Source organism: Paraburkholderia sp., assembly GCF_047605525.1.
GTDB lineage: Bacteria > Pseudomonadota > Gammaproteobacteria > Burkholderiales > Burkholderiaceae > Paraburkholderia.
The window spans coordinates 263,036-280,455 of record NZ_JASGFN010000006.1 but is presented as its reverse complement, the minus strand read 5'-3'; the positions used below and the strand labels follow the sequence as shown (position 1 = coordinate 280,455).

The 17,420-nt window shown below is 65.0% G+C and carries 16 protein-coding genes; 8 read left to right on the top strand and 8 right to left on the bottom strand.

The window, feature by feature from the left end:
- Window positions 1-26: 26 nt before the first annotated feature.
- The gene (locus tag QM685_RS11590; protein WP_415115884.1) at window positions 27-941 is read right to left on the bottom strand and encodes an NAD kinase; all 915 of its coding nucleotides are present in this window, start codon (window positions 939-941) and stop codon (window positions 27-29) included.
- A gap of 280 nt (window positions 942-1,221) precedes the next feature.
- Here QM685_RS11590 and hrcA point away from each other — a divergent pair, with 280 nt between their 5' ends.
- The 3 genes from hrcA (at window position 1,222) to QM685_RS11575 (ending at window position 3,901) form a co-directional block, all read left to right on the top strand.
- Window positions 1,222-2,241: a heat-inducible transcriptional repressor HrcA gene (gene hrcA, locus QM685_RS11585; protein ID WP_415115882.1), complete on the top strand. Its 1,020-nt coding sequence runs from the start codon at window positions 1,222-1,224 to the stop codon at window positions 2,239-2,241.
- 174 nt (window positions 2,242-2,415) lie between these two features.
- The gene (hemH, locus tag QM685_RS11580) at window positions 2,416-3,486 is read left to right on the top strand and encodes a ferrochelatase (RefSeq protein ID WP_415115969.1); all 1,071 of its coding nucleotides are present in this window, start codon (window positions 2,416-2,418) and stop codon (window positions 3,484-3,486) included.
- 7 nt (window positions 3,487-3,493) lie between these two features.
- Entirely contained in the window at window positions 3,494-3,901 is a 408-nt protein-coding gene (locus QM685_RS11575; protein WP_415115880.1) for an RNA-binding S4 domain-containing protein, read from the top strand.
- On the opposite strand, the gene QM685_RS11570 is transcribed toward QM685_RS11575, so the two are convergent.
- On the bottom strand, window positions 3,873-4,034 hold the full coding sequence (locus tag QM685_RS11570; protein WP_415115878.1) for a hypothetical protein: 162 nt from the start codon (window positions 4,032-4,034) through the stop codon (window positions 3,873-3,875). The two genes, QM685_RS11575 and QM685_RS11570, sit on opposite strands and share 29 nt — an antisense overlap.
- A 375-nt stretch (window positions 4,035-4,409) precedes the next feature.
- Here QM685_RS11570 and grpE point away from each other — a divergent pair, with 375 nt between their 5' ends.
- The 4 genes from grpE to QM685_RS11550 all read left to right on the top strand — a co-directional run bounded on the left by grpE (window position 4,410) and on the right by QM685_RS11550 (window position 10,687).
- Complete coding sequence (gene grpE, locus QM685_RS11565) at window positions 4,410-5,003, top strand: nucleotide exchange factor GrpE (RefSeq protein ID WP_415115876.1); 594 nt, start codon at window positions 4,410-4,412, stop codon at window positions 5,001-5,003.
- A 343-nt stretch (window positions 5,004-5,346) separates the two neighbouring features.
- Window positions 5,347-7,302, top strand: coding sequence for a molecular chaperone DnaK (gene dnaK / locus QM685_RS11560; protein WP_415115967.1), 1,956 nt, complete (start codon window positions 5,347-5,349; stop codon window positions 7,300-7,302).
- Between the two features lie 271 nt (window positions 7,303-7,573).
- Entirely contained in the window at window positions 7,574-8,710 is a 1,137-nt protein-coding gene (dnaJ, locus tag QM685_RS11555; protein ID WP_415115874.1) for a molecular chaperone DnaJ, read from the top strand.
- 18 nt (window positions 8,711-8,728) lie between these two features.
- Entirely contained in the window at window positions 8,729-10,687 is a 1,959-nt protein-coding gene (locus QM685_RS11550) for a chorismate-binding protein (protein ID WP_415115872.1), read from the top strand.
- Window positions 10,688-10,794: 107 nt separating this feature from the next.
- On the opposite strand, the gene panB is transcribed toward QM685_RS11550, so the two are convergent.
- The 6 genes from panB to hda are packed head-to-tail and all read right to left on the bottom strand — an operon-like array spanning window position 10,795 to window position 15,989.
- Window positions 10,795-11,610, bottom strand: coding sequence for a 3-methyl-2-oxobutanoate hydroxymethyltransferase (gene panB, locus QM685_RS11545; protein WP_415115870.1), 816 nt, complete (start codon window positions 11,608-11,610; stop codon window positions 10,795-10,797).
- A gap of 54 nt (window positions 11,611-11,664) precedes the next feature.
- The gene (locus tag QM685_RS11540) at window positions 11,665-12,345 is read right to left on the bottom strand and encodes a deoxynucleoside kinase (RefSeq protein ID WP_415115868.1); all 681 of its coding nucleotides are present in this window, start codon (window positions 12,343-12,345) and stop codon (window positions 11,665-11,667) included.
- Window positions 12,342-12,884: a 2-amino-4-hydroxy-6-hydroxymethyldihydropteridine diphosphokinase gene (gene folK / locus QM685_RS11535; RefSeq protein WP_415115866.1), complete on the bottom strand. Its 543-nt coding sequence runs from the start codon at window positions 12,882-12,884 to the stop codon at window positions 12,342-12,344. The genes QM685_RS11540 and folK overlap by 4 nt, the downstream gene beginning before the upstream one ends.
- Before the next feature lie 48 nt (window positions 12,885-12,932).
- Complete coding sequence (pcnB, locus tag QM685_RS11530) at window positions 12,933-14,534, bottom strand: polynucleotide adenylyltransferase PcnB (RefSeq protein WP_415115864.1); 1,602 nt, start codon at window positions 14,532-14,534, stop codon at window positions 12,933-12,935.
- The gene (locus QM685_RS11525; RefSeq protein ID WP_415115862.1) at window positions 14,531-15,217 is read right to left on the bottom strand and encodes an HAD family hydrolase; all 687 of its coding nucleotides are present in this window, start codon (window positions 15,215-15,217) and stop codon (window positions 14,531-14,533) included. The genes pcnB and QM685_RS11525 overlap by 4 nt, the downstream gene beginning before the upstream one ends.
- Window positions 15,210-15,989 (bottom strand): DnaA regulatory inactivator Hda, encoded by a 780-nt coding sequence (hda, locus tag QM685_RS11520; protein ID WP_415115860.1) that lies wholly within the window; start codon window positions 15,987-15,989, stop codon window positions 15,210-15,212. Before hda ends, QM685_RS11525 begins: the two co-directional genes overlap by 8 nt.
- A 291-nt stretch (window positions 15,990-16,280) precedes the next feature.
- Here hda and purM point away from each other — a divergent pair, with 291 nt between their 5' ends.
- Window positions 16,281-17,348, top strand: a complete 1,068-nt coding sequence (gene purM / locus QM685_RS11515; protein WP_415115858.1) for a phosphoribosylformylglycinamidine cyclo-ligase — start codon at window positions 16,281-16,283, stop codon at window positions 17,346-17,348.
- The last annotated feature ends 72 nt before the right edge of the window (window positions 17,349-17,420 follow it).

The window sequence follows — 17,420 nt, the reverse complement described above, 5'->3', positions numbered from 1 at the left end:
GCGTACGTTCCAGCGGGCGCCGCCGCTTATGACCGTGGGTCCGGCCTCGTGTCTTCTTCGTGCGACGGGTACTCGTGCCAGTGCAGCTTCTTGCGCAGCGTCGCGTAATAGCTGTAGCCGACCGGATGCAGCATCGGCACCGTATGGCGCGAGCGGCGCACCTCGATCGTGTCGCCCAGTTCCAGCGACGTGAACGACTGCATGTCGAAATTGACGTTCACTTCGCGCCCGGAGACGATCTGGATGCTGACCTTGGAATCGTCCGGCAGCACGATCGGCCGGTTCGACAGCGCATGCGGCGCAATCGGCACGAGCACGAAGCCCTGTAGCTGCGGATGCAGGATCGGCCCTTGCGACGACAGCGCATAGGCGGTCGAGCCGGTCGGCGTCGCGACGATCAGACCGTCCGAGCGCTGGTTGTACATGAAGCGGCCGTCCACCGACACGCGCAGCTCCGCCATGCCCGAGAAGCCGCTGCGGTTGACCACCACGTCGTTGAAAGCGAGCGCATGGTAGATCGGCGTGCCGTCGCGCACGATGCGCGCCTCGAGCAGCACGCGTTCCTCGCGCTCGAAATTGCCGGACAGCATCTGCGGCACGATCTCGCGCATGTCGGAAATCGGAATATCGGTGATGAAGCCGAGCCGGCCGTGGTTGATGCCGATCAACGGCGTGCGGTAGGGCGCGAGCTGGCGGCCGATGCCGAGCATCGTGCCGTCGCCGCCGAGCACCACGGCGACGTCGGCGCGCGCGCCGATCTCGGCGGGCCGGAGAGCCGGATAGTCGGTGACGCCGATTTCGGCGGCGGTGTTGGCCTCGAACACGACTTCGAGCCCGAGCTTCGCGATGCACGCGGCGAGCTCGGTCAGCGGCTCGCCGATGCCTGGCGTGTTGCTGCGCCCGACGAGCGCGACGGTCTTGAACTGGCTGGTCACTTGCATGCCGGCATTACACCATAGGTAGGGCCTGAAAAGAACCGCCGAGCCGCCCCGTCGTGGGCCGGTGCGCGCGGGCGGTCGGCGCATGTCGCGATTATCGTTAGAATGGTGAAGACCTGATGACATGTGCGCGGGTCGCAGTGCGGGGTTGCACCGGGCCGCGGTGCCTGATGTCGCGTCGGCGCGGACCCGCGCGGCGCGCCGGCAAGCCGCGGCGCATCCGTTCGGAATGAGCGCCGCGGGCGCTCGCGGTAGCCATGCCATTGAGCTAAAATTTTTCGCCATGCTAGATCCTCGCGCACAAACCCTCCTCAAAACGCTGATTGAGCGCTACATCGCCGAAGGTCAGCCGGTCGGCTCGCGCACGCTGTCACGTTATTCGGGCCTCGAACTGAGTCCGGCGACGATCCGCAACGTGATGTCCGACCTCGAGGATCTGGGGCTCGTGATCAGTCCGCATACGTCGGCGGGGCGCATTCCGACGCCGCGCGGCTACCGGCTCTTCGTCGACACGATGCTGACGGTCGAATCCGCCGCGGACGAGGAAGCGGTGATGCGCACCGTCAAGACCACGCTGCAGGGGGGCGAGCCGCAGAAAATCGTCGCCGCCGCGGCGAGCGTGCTGTCCAACCTGTCGCAATTCGCCGGTGTCGTGCTCACGCCGCGCCGCAGCCACGTATTCAAGCAGATCGAGTTCATGCGCCTGTCCGACAAGCGCATCCTGCTGATCATCGTGACGCCCGAGGGCGATGTGCAGAACCGTATTCTCGCAACGCAACGCGACTTTTCGCCGTCGCAACTGGTCGAGGCCTCCAATTACATCAATGCTCACTTCGCCGGCCTTTCGTTCGACGAAGTGCGTCGCCGCCTGCGCGAGGAAATCGACGAACTGCGCGGCGACATGACCTCGCTGATGCACGCGGCCGTCACCGCGAGCACCGAAGAATCCGACACCGGCGAGACCGTGCTGATCTCGGGCGAGCGCAACCTGCTCGAAGTCGCTGACCTTTCGTCGGACATGGCGCGCCTGCGCAAGCTGTTCGATGTGTTCGACCAGAAAACCAGCCTCCTTCAGTTGCTCGACGTGTCGAGTCACGCGGCGGGCGTGCAGATCTTCATCGGCGGCGAATCGAATCTCGTGCCGATCGAAGAAATGAGCGTTGTTACCGCGCCGTACGAGGTGAACGGCAAGATCGTCGGCACGCTCGGCGTGATCGGGCCGACCCGCATGGCCTACAACCGCGTGATTCCGATCGTCGACATCACCGCGCGGCTGCTTTCCATGACGCTTAGCCAACAATAAACCGGCGGTAGCTTCACTTCGCGTTGCCATAACGACAGGCCATGCCGGCAATGATGCGCGAACGCGCGCGGCCTGCCAATCGTCCGAATGGCCAGGGGGCGCACGGAACCCGCGCCGCTATAATGAATCTCCACTGAATCGACTTGCCGCGTGAAGCGGCGACCTCTGCTGCCTATGCGCTTCGACCTCGAGCGGCCTTCGCAGAACGCTACGTCGCATCGCGTTGCCGTGTTGCTGATCAATCTCGGCACGCCCGACGCGCCGACGCCGCGCGCGGTGCGCCGCTATCTCGCGCAGTTTCTGTCCGATCCGCGGGTGGTCGAAATTCCGGCGCCGCTCTGGCAGATCATTCTGCGTCTGCTGATTTTGCCGTTTCGCGGCCGCAGTTCCGCGAAGAAATATGCGGCGGTCTGGATGCCCGAAGGCTCGCCGCTGCGCGTCCATACGGAAAAGCAGGTGGAGGGCTTGCGTCATCTGCTGCAACTGAACGACTACACGGTGCTGGTCGACTACGCGATGCGTTACGGCACGCCCGGCATTGCCGCGATGCTGAACCAGCTAAAGCTCGCGGGCGCCGAGCGCGTGCTGCTGATGCCGATGTATCCGCAGTACTCGGCGTCGACCACCGCCACTGCTTTCGACGAAGCCTTTTCGGCATTGAAGCGCATGCGCAACCAGCCGGAAATCCGCACGGTGCGCCAATACCCCGATCACCCCGCCTATATCGCGGCGCTCGCCGCGCAGGTCCACCAGTATTGGCATCAGCACGGCCGGCCCGACTTCGCGGCGGGCGACAAGCTCGTGCTCAGTTTTCACGGCGTGCCCAAGCGCACGCTCGACCTCGGCGATCCGTACCACGAGCAATGCCAGCAGACCGGCGCGCTGCTGATGCAGGCGCTCGAGCTGACGGCCGTGGAATGCCGCATCACGTTCCAGTCGCGCTTCGGCAAGGCCGAATGGCTGCAGCCCTATACGGCGCCGACGCTGAAGGAGCTCGGCGCGGCTGGCGTGCGGCGCGCCGACGTGTTCTGCCCTGGCTTTACCGCCGACTGCCTCGAAACGATCGAGGAGATCGGCATGGAAGTGCGCGACGAGTTTCTGCACGCGGGCGGCAAGGAGTTTCACCGCATCCCTTGCCTGAACGCGTCGCACGCGTGGATTGCCGCGCTCGGCGAAATCGTCGCGCAGCATCTGCAGGGCTGGCCGGTGCAGGCGGCGCCGATACCGCATACGGCAGGAGCCTGAAACACCAATGAATTACCGCATTTCCACCGAACCGGGCGCGAAGCTGCGCATCGACAAATGGCTGTGGGCCGCGCGTTTTTTCAAGACGCGCTCACTCGCCGCTGACGCGCTCGACAAAGGGCGGGTGCGCATCGGCGGCAGCGCCGTCAAGCCGGCCAGGGACGTACGCGTCGGCGATCTCGTCGAGATCGAGATCGAAAATGTCGTGTGGCAGGTGAAAGTGCTCGGCGTGTGCGATGTGCGCGGGCCGGCTAGCGTCGCGCAGACGCTTTACGCCGAAACCGAAGAGAGCAGGGTGAAGCGGCAGGCCGAGCAGGAACGGCGCAGGATGTACCGCGAACCGGCCGCCACGCTGCACGGGCGGCCGACCAAACGCGACCGGCGCACTATCGACAGATTTTCAGGTGGGGATTGAAAAACTGTTCCATGGTGGCGCGTGCGCCGCCATATTCGGTGGTGCGATCGTTGACCGCTCCGGACATGCAGATGGTCGTGGTGCCCGCGATCAGTACCAATGCGACCACCCCGATTGCAAAGGTCAGTTTCACGGTTCTCCCCTTGGGAAGATTGAGGATTGAAACAGGCTGAATCGGTGTAACTGTCAGCTTCGGTAAGGCTTACGTCAGATTAGGGTTAACGTGGCTTTTCCGCTGCATGATTGGAGCATAGGCCACTTGCCGAGCGCACTCAATCTCTATCTGGTTGCGCCACGTTAACGGTTGTTACGGAGCGTTTCGCCTGCACGCCGCTGGTGCGAAAAAAACCGCGGAGCCGCTTGAAACGGTTCTTTCCGGCCCTATCTGCGGGCTTGATATGCGGTTGCGCGCGAAAGCGCGTGTCGCGATTTTGCAACGCACAAATCGCGGTGCGCAGTCATATGACTGCGCTACCTTGGCTTTTACTTTCTAACGACTTTCAGCGACATGGAAAACACGCAAGAGAACCCGACGAGCCAGAATCCCACGCCCGCCGACGAAGCCGCGCGCCAGGCCGCCGAGGCCGCGCAGGCCGCCGCTAACCAGCCGGACCCGGCAGCGGGTGGGGCCGCCGAACAGGCGCGCTCAGCCGGCGAGCAGGCGCTGGCCGAAGCTCAGGCGAAGATCGCCGAATTGCAGGAAAGCTTCCTGCGCGCGAGGGCCGAAACCGAGAACGTGCGCCGTCGCGCTCAGGAAGACGTTGCCAAGGCGCACAAGTTTGCGATCGAAAACTTCGCCGAGCATCTGCTGCCGGTGGTCGATAGCCTCGAGGCGGCCGTCGCCCACTCGTCCGACGATCTGCAGAAGGTCCGCGAAGGTGTCGAACTCACGCTGCGTCAGTTGAACGGCGCGCTCGAAAAGGGCCGCGTCGTCGCGCTGAACCCGGTCGGCGAAAAGTTCGATCCGCATCGCCACCAGGCCATCTCGATGGTGCCGGCCGACCAGGAGCCGAATACCGTCGTCGCCGTGCTGCAAAAGGGTTTCGTGATCGCGGATCGGGTGCTGCGTCCCGCGCTCGTGACCGTCGCGGCGCCGAAATAAGCGCGCCGGAGTAAGCATCACGGGCCATCCGGCAGCCGTCCTCTCCGGCTGGCGCGGCTTCGCGCGGTTGGCCGTGCCGGTTGCCGTCGCGCGGCAAAAGATCCAGTCGATTCAGCCACTTGTCGCGCCTGAGGCTAGATGTGTCGCAGCGGTTGATGGAGCGGGCTTGAGCGTCCGTCCCCTGGATTGAAAAAAATTAAAGACCGCATCGCAAAAAAGGTCTTGAAAACGATGTGGCCGCACTTATTTTGAGTGCAGGTATGAATTGAGAGCGGATCGTCCCGCCGCCAGATGGGCTAACCGGGCGCTTTCCGCAGCGATCAAAGTCAGGAGATTAGTAAAAATGGGCAAAATCATCGGCATCGACCTGGGCACGACCAACTCGTGCGTGGCGATCATGGAAGGTAACTCGGTCAAGGTCATCGAGAACTCGGAAGGCGCGCGCACCACGCCGTCGATCATCGCTTACATGGAAGACAGCGAGATCCTGGTCGGCGCGCCGGCCAAGCGTCAGTCGGTCACCAACCCGAGGAACACGCTGTTCGCGGTCAAGCGCCTGATCGGCCGCCGCTTCGAAGAGAAGGAAGTGCAGAAGGACATCGGCCTGATGCCCTACAAGATCATCAAGGCCGACAACGGTGACGCATGGATCGAAGTGCGCGACCAGAAACTCGCGCCGCCGCAAATCTCCGCCGAAGTGCTGCGCAAGATGAAGAAGACCGCTGAGGACTACCTCGGCGAGACCGTTACGGAAGCCGTGATCACGGTGCCGGCGTACTTCAACGACAGCCAGCGTCAGGCGACCAAGGATGCAGGCCGCATCGCCGGTCTGGAAGTGAAGCGGATCATCAACGAACCGACCGCGGCCGCCCTGGCATTCGGCCTGGACAAGGCTGAAAAGGGCGACCGCAAGATCGCCGTGTTCGACCTCGGCGGCGGCACGTTCGATATCTCGATCATCGAAATCGCGGACGTCGACGGTGAAAAGCAGTTCGAAGTGCTGTCCACGAACGGCGACACGTTCCTCGGCGGCGAAGACTTCGACCAGCGCATCATCGACTACATCATCGGCGAGTTCAAGAAGGAACAGGGCGTCGATCTGTCGAAGGACGTGCTCGCGCTGCAGCGCCTGAAGGAATCGGCTGAAAAGGCCAAGATCGAGCTGTCGTCGAGCCAGCAGACCGAAATCAACCTGCCGTACATCACGGCCGACGCGTCGGGTCCGAAGCACCTGAACCTGAAGATCACGCGCGCCAAGCTGGAAGCGCTGGTTGAAGAACTGATCGCACGCACGATCGAGCCGTGCCGCGTGGCCATCAAGGACGCAGGCGTGAAGGTCGGCGAAATCGACGACGTGATCCTGGTCGGCGGCATGACCCGTATGCCGAAGGTGCAGGAAAAGGTGAAGGAGTTCTTCGGCAAGGATCCGCGCCGCGATGTGAACCCGGACGAAGCCGTGGCCGTCGGTGCCGCGATTCAGGGCCAGGTGCTGTCGGGCGACCGCAAGGACGTGCTGCTGCTCGACGTGACCCCGCTGTCGCTCGGCATCGAAACGCTCGGCGGCGTGATGACGAAGATGATCAACAAGAACACCACGATCCCGACCAAGCACGCGCAGGTCTATTCGACGGCTGACGACAACCAGAGCGCCGTGACGATCAAGGTGTTCCAGGGCGAACGCGAAATGGCGGCGGGCAACAAGCTGCTCGGCGAGTTCAACCTGGAAGGCATTCCGCCGGCACCGCGCGGCGTGCCGCAGATCGAAGTGAGCTTCGACATCGACGCGAACGGCATTCTGCACGTCGGCGCGAAAGACAAAGCGACCGGCAAGGAAAACCGCATCACGATCAAGGCGAACTCGGGTCTGTCCGAAGCCGAAATCGAGAAGATGGTGAAGGACGCCGAAGCGAACGCGGAAGAAGATCACAAGCTGCGTGAGCTGGCCGACGCCCGCAACCAGGGCGACGCGCTCGTGCACAGCACGAAGAAGGCGCTGACCGAGTACGGCGACAAGCTCGAAGCCGGCGAGAAGGAAAAGATCGAAGCCGCGTTGAAGGACCTCGAAGACACGCTGAAGAGCAGCTCGAGCGACAAGGCCGCGATCGAAGCGAAGATCGAAGCGGTGGCCACGGCCTCGCAGAAGATGGGCGAGAAGATGTACGCCGACATGCAGGCTGCGCAAGGTGCCGAAGCGGCAGCGGGCGCGGCGAGCGGCGGCGGTGCCGGTGAAGCGGCGGGCGCGAGCCAGCAGGCCGACGACGTGGTCGACGCCGAGTTCAAGGAAGTGAAGAAGGACTAAAGCCAGGTCGGTATCCGACCGTAAAGCCGTGCACGGCAATGTGCGCGGCCCGGCTGCACGAGAAAGGCGCCCCTTCCCGGGGCGCCTTCAGTGCAAGAGCGGTTATCGCGCCTGGCGAGCCTTTTGGGCTCTCCGGGCACATTTGTTTTATGGAGGGCGTTGTTTTGAACCGTGGGCAAGCGCGGCGCAAACAGCGGCCGGACGAGTCGTGAGACTCCACAGCATTCACAAGGAGCTGTCGCGTTGCATTGCGCGATGGCGTTGAACCGATATGGCGAAACGGGATTACTACGAGGTTCTGGGCGTCGCGAAGAACGCGAGCGACGACGAAATCAAGAAGGCTTATCGCAAGCTCGCGATGAAGCACCACCCCGACCGCAATCCGGGCAACAAGGATGCGGAAGAGCGTTTCAAGGAGGTGAAGGAAGCCTATGAAATGCTGTCGGATTCGCAAAAGCGCGCCGCGTACGATCAGTACGGCCACGCGGGCGTCGATCCGAACATGGGCGGAGCCGGCGCGCAGGGCTTCGGCGGTTTCGCCGATGCGTTCGGCGACATCTTCGGCGATATCTTCGGCCAGGCGGCCGGCGGTGCACGCGGAGGCGGCCGGGCGGGCCCGCAGGTCTATCGCGGCGCCGATCTGCGCTACAGCATGGAAATCACGCTCGAGCAGGCCGCGCACGGTTACGACACGCAGATTCGCGTGCCGAGCTGGGTCTCGTGCGAGGTCTGTCACGGTTCGGGCGCGAAGCCCGGCACCAAGCCGGAAACCTGCCCGACCTGTAGCGGCTCGGGTTCGGTGCGCATGTCGCAGGGCTTCTTCAGCATCCAGCAGACCTGCCCGAAATGCCACGGCACCGGCACCTATATCCCCGAGCCGTGCAGCCACTGCCACGGCGCGGGCAAGGTGAAGGAAACCAAGACGCTCGAAGTGAAGATTCCGGCCGGTATCGACGACGGCATGCGCATCCGCTCGGCCGGCAACGGCGAGCCGGGTATCAACGGCGGTCCGTCGGGCGATCTGTACGTCGAGATTCACATCAAGCAGCACTCGGTGTTCGAGCGCGACGGCGACGATCTGCATTGTCAGATGCCGATTCCGTTCACCACCGCGGCGCTCGGCGGCGAAATCGAAGTGCCGACGCTCGCGGGCCGCGCGAGCTTCACGGTGCCCGAGGGCACGCAGTCGGGCAAGACGTTCCGTCTGCGCGGCAAGGGCATCAAGGGGCTTCGTTCGAGCATCGCCGGCGATCTGTACGTGCACGTGCAGGTCGAAACGCCGGTCAAGCTCACTGATGCGCAGCGCGATCTGCTCAAGCAGTTCGAAAAGGCCCTCGTGGAAGGCGGTGCGCGGCATAGCCCGCAAAGCAAGAGCTGGTTCGATCGCGTGAAGAGCTTCTTCGACTGATCTGATCTGGCGGTCGGCATGATGGTAGACGGGCGCGGCGCGGTGTTCGCGCTGCTCGACGACTGCGGTGCAACGGCGGCGCGCCGTTCGAGCCGTTTGTACACGGACTTCGTGCACGAGCGGGTCTGTACGGATGCCGCGCAACTCGAAGCCGTGTGCGAGAGCGTCGCGGCGGATACCGGCAGCGGTCTGCACGCCGTCGCGCTCGCCGACTATGAATTTGGCCACGCGCTCGTCGGTCTCGATGCGCGCCGGTCTTTCGAAACGCAGCATGGCAATGCCACGCTGCGTTTTTTATTGTTCGAGCGCTGCGCGAAGCTCTCGCGCGACGAGGTCGACACGTGGCTGATGGCGCGCGATAACGGCACGCTCGAACCGTCGGTCGCGGGTACGGCCAATGTGCGCGCGAGCGTCGATCGCACGCAGTTCGACGCGGCGATCGATGCGATTCACGCCGCGCTGCGCGCGGGCGAGTCGTATCAGGTCAACTACACGTACCGGCTCGGCTTCGACGTGTTCGGGCCGCCGGTCGGGTTCTACCGGCGGCTGCGCGCGCGTCAGCCGGTGCCGTTCGGCGCGCTGATCGCGTTGCCGGGCGACGCCTGGGTGCTGTCGTGCTCGCCGGAGCTGTTCGTCGAGAAGCAGGGCGCGACGCTGCGCGCGCGGCCGATGAAGGGCACGGCGCCGCGCGCGCCCGATCCGGCCGCCGACCGGGGCAGCGCGGAATTCCTCGCCAACGACCCGAAGAACCGCGCCGAGAACGTGATGATCGTCGATCTGTTGCGCAACGATCTGTCGCGCGTCGCGCAGATCGGCTCGGTGAAGGTGCCGGCGCTGTTTTCCGTCGAGCCGTATGCGTCGGTCTGGCAGATGACGTCGACGGTGGAGGCGACGTTGCCCGGCGGCACGTCGTTCGCCGCGGTCCTGCGCGCATTGTTTCCGTGCGGCTCGATCACCGGCGCGCCGAAGCATCGCACGATGCAGTTGATCGACGAGCTCGAAAGCACGCCACGCGGGCTTTATACCGGCGCGATCGGGTGGCTCGATGCGCCCGCGGGCGCTACTCGCGTGAGCGCCGCTGCCGTGCCGGCTCAGGCCGACGACCGTCACGCCGCCGTATCCACGGAGAACACTTCCCGTTGCGGCGATTTCTGCCTGTCAGTCGCAATCCGTACCCTGACGTTGACTCCGTCCGCGCAACCGGGCGAGGCAGCCGGCCTGCGCGGCAGCATGGGCGTCGGCGCGGGCATCGTCCTCGACAGCGTGGCCGCCGACGAATACGCGGAGTGTCGATTGAAAGCCAGTTTCCTGACCGAAGCCGAGCCGGGCTTCGATCTCTTCGAAACGATGTACGCGACGCGGGAAGACGGCGTGCGGCATCTGGCGCGCCATCTGCGGCGGCTGTCGTCGAGCGCTGCGACGCTCGGTTTCAAATTCGACGAACAGCGCATCCGTGAGCGCATCGCCGCGCAGTGCGCGGCGCTGACAGCGCAAACGCCGCATCGCATGCGGCTCGCGCTGAGCATGAACGGCGCCGCGCAGATCACCGCCGCGGTGTTGACGCCGTTGCCGGAAGAGCGCGTTGGCGTGCTGCTCGGCTCCGGGCAGAGCAGCACGCCCACACGGGCGGCTGATCCGCTGCTGCGCCACAAGACCACCCGCCGCGCCGACTACGACCGCGGCTGGCGCGAAGCCGAAGCGAAGGGTGCATTCGATACGCTGTTCTTCAACGAACGGGGGGAGCTGACCGAAGGGGGCCGATCGAATGTGTTTGTGAAGCTCGCGGGGCAGTGGTGGACGCCGCCGCTCGCGTCAGGCGTGCTGCCTGGCGTGATGCGAAGCGTATTGCTGGAAGAAGAAGCGGCGGGCCTGAACGCGGCGGAAAAAGTGTTGACGGAGGCGGACGTGCTGAATGCCGAAGCGCTGCTGATCTGCAACGCGTTGCGCGGCGCGTTGCCGGCGCGAATCGTTCGCTAGAGTACCCGAAACGCCCGAGCGCAGAACCCGCACGGCGGAAACAAACAGGCGGCGCCCCAGTCCCGCAAAGCAGACGCCAGGACGCCGTCTCACCCAATCAGAAGAAATCAGAACGTGTGCTCCGGACCCGGGAACGCCCCGTCCTTCACCGCCCGTACATAAGCCTCGATAGCCGCCTGAATGCTCGGCTGCCCCTGCATGAAATCCTTCACGAAACGCGGCCGCTTGCCCGGGAAAATCCCCAGCATGTCGTGCAGCACGAGCACCTGACCCGAGCAGTCGAGCCCCGCGCCAATCCCGATCGTCGGGATGCGCAACTGCTTCGTCACCTCGCTCGCAAGCTGCGTCGGAATCGCTTCCATCACGATCAGTTGCGCGCCGGCCGTCTGCATCGCGAGCGAGTCGCGCAGCAACTGGCTCGCGCCCGCTTCGGTCTTGCCCTGCACCTTGAAGCCGCCGAACGCATGCACCGACTGCGGCGTGAGCCCGACGTGCGCGCACACCGGAATCGAGCGTTCGACCAGAAAGCGCACCGTATCCGCGAGCCATTCGCCGCCTTCGAGCTTCACCATCTGCGCGCCCGCGCGCATCAGTTCGACCGAGCTGCGGAACGCGTCTTCCGGCGTGCCGTACGTGCCGAACGGCAGGTCCGCGACGATCAGCGCCGACGGCCGCGCGCGCGAAACACTCGCCGTGTGATACGCGATGTCGGCGAGCGACACCGGCAGCGTGGTCGTCTGGCCTTGCAGAACGTTGCCGAGCGAATCGCCGATCAGGAGCACGTCGACACCCGCGCGATCCAGCAGCGCCGCGAAGCTCGCGTCGTAGCAGGTAAGCATCGCGATCTTTTCGCCGGCGTCGCGCATTGCCTGCAGTTTCGGCACGGTGATCGCGCTCCGGCTCGCTTCCTGCAAATAAGTCATGGTCAATCCAGTGAGAAGGGAAGAATAAATGGCCGCGAGAATTGGCCGCGCCGCTTACAGCGACGTGCCTTTGACAAAGAATTCCTTGCGCCCGCGCATCGTTTCGATGCGTTCGGCGAGCAGCGCAAGGTCCGCGTCGGAGTCGAGCGGATTCAGATGTTCGGCGTTGACCGTCAGCACGGGCGTGCGGTCGTAGTGGTAGAAGAATTCGTTGTACGCGTCGCTGAGCGCGCGCAGATAGGCGTCGGAAATCTGCAGCTCCATCGGCACCGCGCGCTTCTGGATGCGCGCGAACAGCACCTCGGGACTCGCCTGCAGATAGACGACGAAATCGGGCGACGGCGCGCTCACGTCGAGCCGTGCGGCGAGCGCGCGATATAGCTGCCACTCGTCTTCCTGCAGCGTCAGACGCGCGAAGATGTCGTTTCGCTGTGTCATGAAATCGGCGATCAGCGGCGTACCGGTCGCCTGCGCGGCGACGACTTCCTGGGCCTGCTGCGCGCGTTGCAGCGCGAAGTGCAACTGCACCGGCAGCGCATAGCGCGCCGTGTCGCGATAGAAGCGTTCGAGAAACGGATTGTCTTGCGGGCGCTCGAACAGCTCCCGCATCGACCAGCGTTGCGCGAGGCGTCGCGCGAGCGAGGTCTTGCCGACGCCGATCGGCCCTTCGATCGCGATATAGCCGAACGGCGGGCGCAACTGCGGCGCGGTGACTGTAAGCGGCGGCGAACTCATTCGCAGCGGCCCTTGTCGGCGGAACCGCCGGTCAGCGCATTGAGCATCGGGCACTGACAGGGTGACTTCACTTTTTCGATGCGCTGATCGCTGACGCCGTCGAGCAGCGCCGCGGCGCGGCCATGCTGGGGAATGATCAATCCGGCGTCGATCTCGACGAGCGGCACCAGCGCGAACGCGCGTTCGACCAGACGCGGGTGCGGCACGATCAGATCGGCTTCGTTGATCGACTGGTCGCCGTAGAGCAGGATGTCGAGGTCGAGCGTGCGCGGGGCATTGCGAAACGGCCGTTCACGGCCGAACTGATGCTCGATCTTGTGGCACAGCGCGAGCAGATGCCGCACGGGGAGCGATGTTTCGAGCTGCACGACGCAGTTGAAATAGTCATCGCCGCCCGCGTCGATCGGAGCAGTCCGATACAGGCTCGATTTGGCGAGCACGGTGATGGTGTGCTGTTGGGCGAGGCACACCACCGCGTCTTTCAGGGTCTGGCGCGCGTCCCCGAGATTCGCGCCGAGGCCAAGATAAGCAACCGTCATGGCATAACTTCCTGCAACTATCGTTCGACGGCTTCCGCGAACGCCGCGTCAGTCTTCGTGCGGGCCTTCACGGCCCACGTCGTTGTCCGTGCGTTCGGCGGGCGAGCCGCCCTCCACTCCGTCACCTGATTTGCGGTTTCTGGCGCCGCCGCGCCGCCGTCGTTTCCTGGGGCTCCGGTCCTTCCCGCCTTGCGTGAGCAATGTCTCGCGCGCGGCGGCGTCTCCTTCGATGAACTCCGTCCACCACGCGCCGACCGACTCGTCGAGTTCGCCCGATGCGCAGCGCAACAGGAGGAAATCATACCCCGCTCTAAATCTTTGGTGTTCCAGCAGCTTCAGCGCGCTGCGGCCCGAGCGTTTTTCGAGGCGCAGTTGCAGGCCCCAGATTTCGCGCATGTCGGCCGAGAAACGCTTGTGGATCGCGAGTTTCTCGGTCTGCATGTCGAGCACTTCGTCCATCGCGCGATGCAGCGCGGGCACCGGATACTCGCCGTCCGCCTCGAATTTCTGCCAGCGCTGCTGCACGTCGTGCCACAGCAGCGTCGCGAACAGGAAGCCCGGCGACACCGGCTTGTTGGCGAGTACGCGGGCGTCCGTGCTGGACAGCGCGAGCGAGATGAAGCGCTCGCCGATCGGCTGCTCGAGCACGACGTCGAGTAGCGGCAGCAGGCCGTGATGCAGGCCCTCCTGGCGCAGCCGCTTCAGGCACCCGAGCGCGTGGCCCGACAGCATCAGCTTCAGCATCTCGTCGAACAGACGCGCGGCGGGCACGTTGTTGATCAGGTCGGCCATCTTGTCGATCGGCGCGCGCGTGGCGTCGTCGATCTCGAAGCCGAGCTTCGCGGCGAAACGCACGACGCGCAGCATCCGCACCGGGTCCTCGCGATAGCGCGTGGCCGGGTCGCCGATCATGCGCAGCAGACGCGCGCGCATGTCGGCCATGCCGTTGTGATAGTCCAGCACGGTTTGCGTGGCCGGATCGTAGTACATCGCGTTGATCGTGAAATCGCGGCGCGTGGCGTCTTCGTGCTGTTCGCCCCACACGTTGTCGCGCAGCACGCGGCCGCTCGCGTCGACCGCGTGGGTGCGGCGGTCGAGCTCGTCGCGCTTCAGACGCTTCGGCGGCGGCGCGTCCGCGGCGGGCGGATCGACCAGCGCGCGGAACGTCGAGGTTTCGATGATTTCCTGGCCGAACTGCACGTGCACGATCTGGAAGCGCCGGCCGATGATGCGCGCGCGGCGGAACAGCTTCTGCACCTGTTCGGGCGTCGCGTCGGTCGCGACGTCGAAGTCTTTCGGCTTCACGCCGAGCAGCAGGTCGCGCACCGCGCCGCCGACGATGAACGCACGGTAGCCGGCCTGCTGCAGGCCTTCGGTCACGCGGATCGCATTGCGCGAGATCAGCGTGGGGTCGATGCCGTGCACGTCGTGCGGAATGATGACGGGCACGTCCGGCTCGCGCGGGGCTTGCGCGGCCGCCGCGGCGGACTTGCGGCGCGGCCGCGCGGTGTTGCCGGAAGCGGACTTGCCGCGCGCGGGCGTGCTGCCGGTGGCGTCGGCATGAGCCTCGGCCCTGGTTTCGGCGGCGAGCGTGTCGTCAGCGGTCGCCGCGTCCTGGCCGAATAGCTTGCGGATGAGTTTCTTGATCACGAGGGTTGAAAGAGTTCGAGAATGCGCCAGCCTTTTGCCTGCGCATGGGCACGCAACGTGTCGTCCGGATTGGTCGCGATGGGATCGGTGACTTTTTCGAGCAGCGGGATGTCGTTGTGCGAATCGCTGTAGAAATAGCTGTGCTCGAAGTCGGCCCAGCTCTTGCCGAGCGAGGCGAGCCACATTTCGGTGCGCACGATCTTGCCTTCCTTGTAGCTCGGCGTGCCGGTCGGGCGGCCGGTGTAGGCGCCGTGCGGATCGCCGTCGACGGTTTCCGCCTCGCACGCGATCAGCGTATCGACGCCGAACGCCTGCGCGATCGGCCGCGTGATGAATTCGTTGGTGGCGGTGACGACGCAGCACAGGTCGCCTGCTTCGCGGTGCTGCTTCACGAGTTCGAGCGCGACAGGCTGGATGGTCGGTGTGATGACCTCGTGCATGTACTGCGCGTGAAGGTCGGCGAGCTGCGCGCGCGTGTATTTCGCGAGCGGCGTCAGCATGGCGACGAGATAAGCGTGAATGTTGAGCTTGCCTGCTTTGTAATCGGCGTAGAAGCGGTCGTTTTCACGGGCGAAATTTTCGGCGTCGACCATGCCTTTTTTCACCATGAAGCGGCCCCATTCGTGGTCGCTGTCGGTGGGAATGAGCGTGTGATCGAGATCGAAGAGTGCGAGGTTAGCCATGGGGGCCTATTTTACTTGAAGCAGGAAGGGCGGCGTGTGAACCCGGCGGGTCGGCGGCTTCGGCGGAGCCGCGCCGTTCGTCGGCGTCCGGCGACGCGAGCATCGTGCGCAACAGCGGCAGCGTGACCGCGCGCTTCTGTTCGAGCGAGAAGCGGTCGAGCGCGTCGAGCAGCGCCATCAGGCTCGGCATGTCGCGGCGCAAGTGCGTGAGCAGATAGGCCGGCACGTCGTCGGCGAGCATGATGCCGCGCTCGCGCGCCGCGCGTTTCAGCACCGCGGCCTTCGCGTCGTCGGGCAGCGGCGCGAGATGGAACACCAGACCCCAGCCGAGGCGCGTGCGCAGATCCTCGCGCACGGTCATGCCGATCGGCGGCGCGTTGCCGGCGGCGACGAGCGCGCTCGTCGGATGCGCGCGCACTTCGTTGAACAGGTTGAACACGGCGATCTGCTGCGCGGCCGACAATCCGTCGCAATCGTCGATTGCATAGAGCGCGACGCGCGGATCGAAGCCGAATGCGGCGAGGCTGCTCTGCGGGCCGGCGAAGCGCGCATGTCCCGGCGGCGCTTCGTGCACCAGTGCCTGCAGCAGGTGCGTGCGGCCGCTGCCGGCTTCGCCCCAGATGTAGAAGGTGCGATCGGCGACCGGCCCGGCGGCGAGCGCGTTGTCGAGCTCACGCAGGCGCGTGACCAGCTCGGCGTTCGCGCCGGCGAAGAAATTGTCGAATGTCGATGGCGGCGGGGTGCCGAGATCGAGCGTCAGTTGACGAAGCACAGTAGGTTAATGCCGAAAATGAGGCCGGCGCCCGGATGGACGAAAAAACGGACAGGAGCAGCCGGGGTCTCGGGCCTAAAACGTCGATAAGCAGTCGGTGGTTGAGCGTGCTCCCCGGCTCGCCGGGCGGCGTGCGCGCATACGCGTCGGACGGAAGCGCGCGGGCCGGGAGGCCGGAATCGTAGTGTCGTGTTGCAAAGTCGTTTCTCGGATGTCGTCGAACGCGCTAATTCCAGCCAGGCAGCCGGCATCGGGTAAAATCGTATTTTACCGACCTTCTCGCTCTTCCCCATGAATCAACCGAAATCCGCCCAGCATTCAACCGATTCAGCCCAAGGTTTGTCGTATCGCGACGCCGGCGTGGACATCGATGCGGGCGACGCCCTCGTCGACGCCATCAAGCCCTTTGCCAAGAAGACCCTGCGCGACGGCGTGCTGGGCGGCATCGGCGGGTTCGGCGCGCTGTTCGAAGTGCCGAAAAAATACAAGGAGCCGGTGCTCGTGTCCGGCACCGACGGCGTCGGCACCAAGCTGCGTCTCGCATTCCATCTGAACCGGCACGACACCGTCGGCCAGGATCTGGTCGCGATGAGCGTCAACGACATCCTCGTGCAGGGCGCCGAGCCGCTGTTCTTCCTCGACTACTTCGCCTGCGGCAAGCTCGACGTCGGTACGGCTGCCACCGTCGTGAAGGGCATCGCGCAAGGCTGCGAACTGTCGGGCTGTGCGCTGATCGGCGGCGAAACCGCGGAAATGCCGGGCATGTACCCGGACGGCGAATACGACCTGGCCGGTTTCGCGGTCGGCGCGGTGGAAAAGAGCAAGATCATCGACGGCAGCAAGATCGTTCCGGGCGACGTGGTGCTCGGTCTCGCGTCGAGCGGCATCCATTCGAACGGTTTTTCGCTGGTGCGCAAGATCATCGAGCGCGCGCAGCCCGATCTGAACGCGGACTTCGACGGCCGCCCGCTCGCCGACGCGCTGATGGCGCCCACGCGCATCTACGTGAAGCCGCTGCTCGCGCTGATGCAGCAGGTCGAAGTGAAGGGCATGGCGCACATCACGGGCGGCGGCCTCGTCGAAAACATTCCGCGCGTGCTGCGCGAAGGTCTGACGGCCGAGCTCGATCATCGCGCGTGGCCGCTGCCGCCGCTGTTCTCGTGGCTGCAGAAGCACGGCGGTGTCGCGGATGCGGAAATGCACCGGGTGTTCAACTGCGGTATCGGCATGGCGGTGATCGTGTCCGCGGCTGATGCCGAGGCGGCGACCGGTCTGTTGTCCGCGGCGGGCGAGCAGGTCTGGAAGATCGGCGTGGTGCGCGAAAGCGCGGCCGGTGAAGCGCAGACGGTCGTGGTCTAAGGTTCGACGGTTCGCGTGGCGTTCGTAAGGGCGCCGCGCGGGCCGGGTCGTTCAGAGGTTCTTCGGGTCGGA

Bases quoted from the DNA above. Each gene is read 5' to 3' on its own strand.
- QM685_RS11590 (WP_415115884.1), bottom strand. From the start codon at position 941: ATGCAAGTGACCAGCCAGTTCAAGACCGTCGCGCTCGTCGGGCGCAGC.
- hrcA (WP_415115882.1), top strand. From the start codon at position 1,222: ATGCTAGATCCTCGCGCACAAACCCTCCTCAAAACGCTGATTGAGCGC.
- hemH (WP_415115969.1), top strand. From the start codon at position 2,416: ATGCGCTTCGACCTCGAGCGGCCTTCGCAGAACGCTACGTCGCATCGC.
- QM685_RS11575 (WP_415115880.1), top strand. From the start codon at position 3,494: ATGAATTACCGCATTTCCACCGAACCGGGCGCGAAGCTGCGCATCGAC.
- grpE (WP_415115876.1), top strand. From the start codon at position 4,410: ATGGAAAACACGCAAGAGAACCCGACGAGCCAGAATCCCACGCCCGCC.
- dnaK (WP_415115967.1), top strand. From the start codon at position 5,347: ATGGGCAAAATCATCGGCATCGACCTGGGCACGACCAACTCGTGCGTG.
- dnaJ (WP_415115874.1), top strand. From the start codon at position 7,574: ATGGCGAAACGGGATTACTACGAGGTTCTGGGCGTCGCGAAGAACGCG.
- QM685_RS11550 (WP_415115872.1), top strand. From the start codon at position 8,729: ATGATGGTAGACGGGCGCGGCGCGGTGTTCGCGCTGCTCGACGACTGC.
- panB (WP_415115870.1), bottom strand. From the start codon at position 11,610: ATGACTTATTTGCAGGAAGCGAGCCGGAGCGCGATCACCGTGCCGAAA.
- QM685_RS11540 (WP_415115868.1), bottom strand. From the start codon at position 12,345: ATGAGTTCGCCGCCGCTTACAGTCACCGCGCCGCAGTTGCGCCCGCCG.
- folK (WP_415115866.1), bottom strand. From the start codon at position 12,884: ATGACGGTTGCTTATCTTGGCCTCGGCGCGAATCTCGGGGACGCGCGC.
- QM685_RS11525 (WP_415115862.1), bottom strand. From the start codon at position 15,217: ATGGCTAACCTCGCACTCTTCGATCTCGATCACACGCTCATTCCCACC.
- purM (WP_415115858.1), top strand. From the start codon at position 16,281: ATGAATCAACCGAAATCCGCCCAGCATTCAACCGATTCAGCCCAAGGT.